Consider the following 3736-nt stretch of genomic DNA (forward strand, 5'->3'; position numbering starts at 1 on the left):
GGCAGCCGGTGGAGGCCACGATCCCCTCGGACCACTTGGAGATGGTCTCCTTGTCCATGCGGGGCCACTTCTGCAGCCAGCCCTCGGCGTACGCGTCCGAGGAGAGGCGGAAGAGGTTGTGCAGGCCCGTCGCGTTCACCGCCCACATCGTCTTGTGGGTGTAACCACCGGAACCGGAGACGTCGTCCTTCTTCTGGTGCGGCTGGCCCCACTGGATCTTGCGCTTGTTGCGCCGGGACTCGGGGGCGACATACGCCTCGATACCGATGATCGGGGTGATCCCGGCCTTCTTCGCGGAGTGGAAGAAGTCGTACGCCCCGTGGAGGTTGCCGTGGTCGGACATGGCGATATGGGTCATGCCCATCTCGTTGCACGCGTTGAACATGTCCTTCAGCCGCGCGGCACCGTCCAGCAGCGAGTACTGGGTGTGGACGTGCAGGTGCGTGAACGGCGGCTTTGACACGGCTTCGGCCTCCAAGGGAAACAGACGTCGACGACTTCCCCACGGGCTGCGGACAGTCTGGGGGACAGCGTCGAAGTCTATGCCTCGGCACTGACACTCGGCGGGCTCTCCCCCGTACCTTCATGAAGGGGTCGCGGGCACTCCCGCGTACCTTCGGACGTTGCAAGAAAACGGGCGATCCGTCCGTCCATGTCCCGCACCACTGTCGCGCACCACCTGCACCTGGAGGCACCCAGCGATGTCGGTTCCACAGCTCAACGACGAGCGACGCGGCGAGGAGATCCTCGCCGTCTTCGACACCGCCTTCGGCCGGCTCCTGGCCGCCGACCCGGCCGCGTTCCGCGTGAAGTTCCGGAAGATGGCGGCCTCGGCCTTCGCGTTCTACCGCGGCACGGCGTGCCTCTTCTACCACGATCTCGACGAGGAGAAGGCCTCCGGTCCCTACCTGGACGAGCGCACCTCGCGCGTGTGGATCCACGGCGACCTGCACGCGGAGAACTTCGGCACGTACATGGACTCCACGGGCCGCCTGATCTTCAACGTGAACGACTTCGACGAGGCCTACGTCGGCCCCTTCACCTGGGACCTGAAGCGCTTCGCCGCCTCCGTGGCGCTCATCGGGTACGCGAAGGCGCTCAGCGACGAGCAGATCACCGAACTGGTGCGGGTGTACGCGGGCGCGTACCGCGAGCGGATCCACGCCATAGCGGCGGGCGCCAAGCGGGACGAGGTGCCGCCGTTCACGCTGGACACCGCCCAGGGCCCGCTGCTGGACGCGCTGCGCGACGCGCGCTCGCTGACCCGTTTCGGGCTGCTGGACTCGATGACCGAGATCCGTGACTTCGAGCGCCGCTTCGCGCCGGGCGGTGGCTCCATCGAGCTGGACGCCGCCACGCGCTACAAGGTGCTGGCCGCCTTCGACGGCTATCTGGAGACGCTGCCGGAGTCGTCCCTGACCCGCCCGGACTCCTACCGGGTGAAGGACGTCGTCGGCCGCCGCGGCATCGGCATCGGCTCGGCGGGGCTGCCGTCGTACAACATCCTGCTGGAGGGCGCCACCGACGCCCTGGAGAACGATGTGGTGATCTACATCAAGCAGGCGCAGACCCCGGCCGTCTCCCGGCACATCACGGACGCGGCGATCCGTGACTACTTCCAGCACGAGGGCCACCGCACGGTGATCTCCCAGCGCGCCCTCCAGGCACACGCGGACCCATGGCTGGGCTGGACCGAGCTGGACGGCACGGGTCAGCTGGTCGCCGAGGTGTCGCCGTACGCGGTGGACCTGGACTGGGGTGACATCGACGACCCGGAGGAGATCTCGGCGGTCGTCGCCGACCTGGGCCGGGCCACGGCCACGATGCACGCGGCGGCGGACGACCTGTCCGGCCAGTCCCTGGTGCCGTTCTCCACGGAGCGGGCCATCGACGCGGCGATCGCGGCCGACGAGGAGGGCTTCGCACCGCTCCTGGCGGACTTCGCGCACGCGTACGGCGCACGCGCGCGGGCGGACCACCAGATCTTCGTCGACCTGTTCCGCAACGGCCGGATCCCGGGCCTCTGAGGATCGGGGGCTTGTAAGGACCGCACACCCACAGAGTCCCTTTAGGGGTCTCTTACGTGGGTACGTGGGACACTCTCCAGCGCCATGGACATATCCGGGACCCTCATCAGAGCCGTACGCGCGGCGCTGTTCACGGCACTCGTCGTGACGCTCAGCACCGCGTCGCACGTCCTGCTGTCCCGGTCCCCGCTGCCGTTGCCCACCGTGGCCGTGATCGCCGCCGCCGTCTTCGTCGTCGCGTACGCGCTGGCGGGCGGCGGTGGCGAGCGCGGCTTCGGGCGGATCGCCGGGGTGCTCATCCCGCTGGAACTGGCCGCCGACACGGTGTTCACCACCGGTCGGCACGCCTGTTACGGCGAGGCGGGCGGCCCGGTCACCGGCCCACTGCGTCAGGTCGGCCTCGACGTGCTGTGCGGCGGCAGTGTGGGCACCCCGCTGGCGCGCGTCACCGGCGACTCCGAGCGGGCCGCCACCCTGCTGGCGGGTGCCGGACCGGCCGCCGCCTGGCTGCTGCTCGCCGCGCACATCGGTGTGGGGCTCCTGGCCGCCGCCTGGCTGCGGCGCGGCGAACGGGCACTGGCCCAGCTGCTGGGCGCCGCGGTCGCAGCCGGCTTCCGGCCACTGCTGATCGCGGTCGCCGCCGTCATCGTGCGGATCGCCCCGGCGGAGCACCGGCCGACGCGCACCGCACACCGGACGACCACCGCTCGCACCCTTCTCCTCGCCCACTCCCTGGGACGGCGTGGACCGCCGTGCTCGGTCACCTTCGCGTGACCTCTTCCTGAACACGCGTTCCTTGAGCACGCGTTCCTTGAGCACGAGCAGTCCCCCACACACGTATCCGCGCACGACGTGTGCGCGCCCCAAGGGAGTTCACCCACATGAGCAAGCGGAACAGCAACGCGGCGAAGACGGCGGCCCGTGAGCGGCTGCGCCTGGAGCGCGAGCGGCAGACCAAGCGCGCCAAGGTCAGGCGGCAGGCCATCGTCGCGGGTTCGATCGTCGCCGTCCTCGCCATAGCCGGCGGCATCGGATACGCCGTCGTCCAGAACGACAAGCCCACCAAGTGGGAGGAGGCCGCGAGCGCCACCGTGGTCGCCCCGGCCAACACCTCCGGCAAGAACGGCACCACGGTACTGATCGGCGACTCCAAGACCGACAACGTGGTCCACCTGTACGAGGACCCGCGCTGCCCGGCGTGCGCCAGTCTTGAACAAACGGTTGGTGAAACCATCAACAAGGGCATGGAGGACGGCGACTACAAGCTCTCCTTCACCATCGGCACGTTCCTCGACGACCGGCTCACCGGCGAAGGCTCCAAGAACGCGCTGAGCGCGCTCGGCGCCGCCCTGAACGTCGGCCCCGAGGCCTTCCTCGACTACAAGACCGCCCTGTACTCGACGAAGTACCACCCCGAGGAGTCGACCGACGAACTCGCCAGGGACAGCTACCTCATCAAGGTCGCCAACACGGTCGACGCCCTGAAGAACAACAAGAAGTTCCAGGACGCCGTCAAGAAGGGCACCTACGACGCCTGGGCGATGAAGATGAGCAAGTCCTTCGACGACTCCAAGGGTGTCGACTCGACCCCCACCATCAAGATCAACGACAAGAAGATCACCAACCCGTCCACGGTCGCCGAGTGGGAGACGGCGTTGAAGGACGCGGGAGTGACCAAGTAGAGCCTGTTCCTTGCATTGTTGGGGGGG

The 3736-nt window shown here is 68.5% G+C and carries 4 protein-coding genes; 3 read left to right on the forward strand and 1 reads right to left on the reverse strand.

What is annotated here, in order from left to right; genetic code table 11:
* Positions 1–463 (reverse strand): PHP domain-containing protein (locus STRIP9103_RS22020; RefSeq protein ID WP_158696902.1); only part of this gene is annotated, 463 nt, incomplete at its 3' end.
* Positions 464–701: 238 nt separating this feature from the next.
* On the opposite strand from STRIP9103_RS22020, the gene STRIP9103_RS22025 reads away from it, so the two are divergent.
* The 3 genes from STRIP9103_RS22025 to STRIP9103_RS22035 all read left to right on the forward strand — a co-directional run bounded on the left by STRIP9103_RS22025 (position 702) and on the right by STRIP9103_RS22035 (position 3709).
* Complete coding sequence (locus STRIP9103_RS22025) at positions 702–2027, forward strand: DUF2252 domain-containing protein (protein WP_009318134.1); 1326 nt, start codon at positions 702–704, stop codon at positions 2025–2027.
* An 84-nt stretch (positions 2028–2111) separates the two neighbouring features.
* Positions 2112–2801 carry a hypothetical protein gene (locus STRIP9103_RS22030; protein WP_009318132.1) on the forward strand — a complete coding sequence of 230 codons (690 nt, stop codon included), beginning with the start codon at positions 2112–2114 and terminating at the stop codon, positions 2799–2801.
* 107 nt (positions 2802–2908) lie between these two features.
* Positions 2909–3709 (forward strand): DsbA family protein, encoded by an 801-nt coding sequence (locus STRIP9103_RS22035; RefSeq protein WP_009318130.1) that lies wholly within the window; start codon positions 2909–2911, stop codon positions 3707–3709.
* The last annotated feature ends 27 nt before the right edge of the window (positions 3710–3736 follow it).

It is taken from the genome of Streptomyces ipomoeae 91-03, assembly GCF_000317595.1.
In the GTDB taxonomy this organism is placed as follows: Bacteria; Actinomycetota; Actinomycetes; order Streptomycetales; family Streptomycetaceae; genus Streptomyces; species Streptomyces ipomoeae.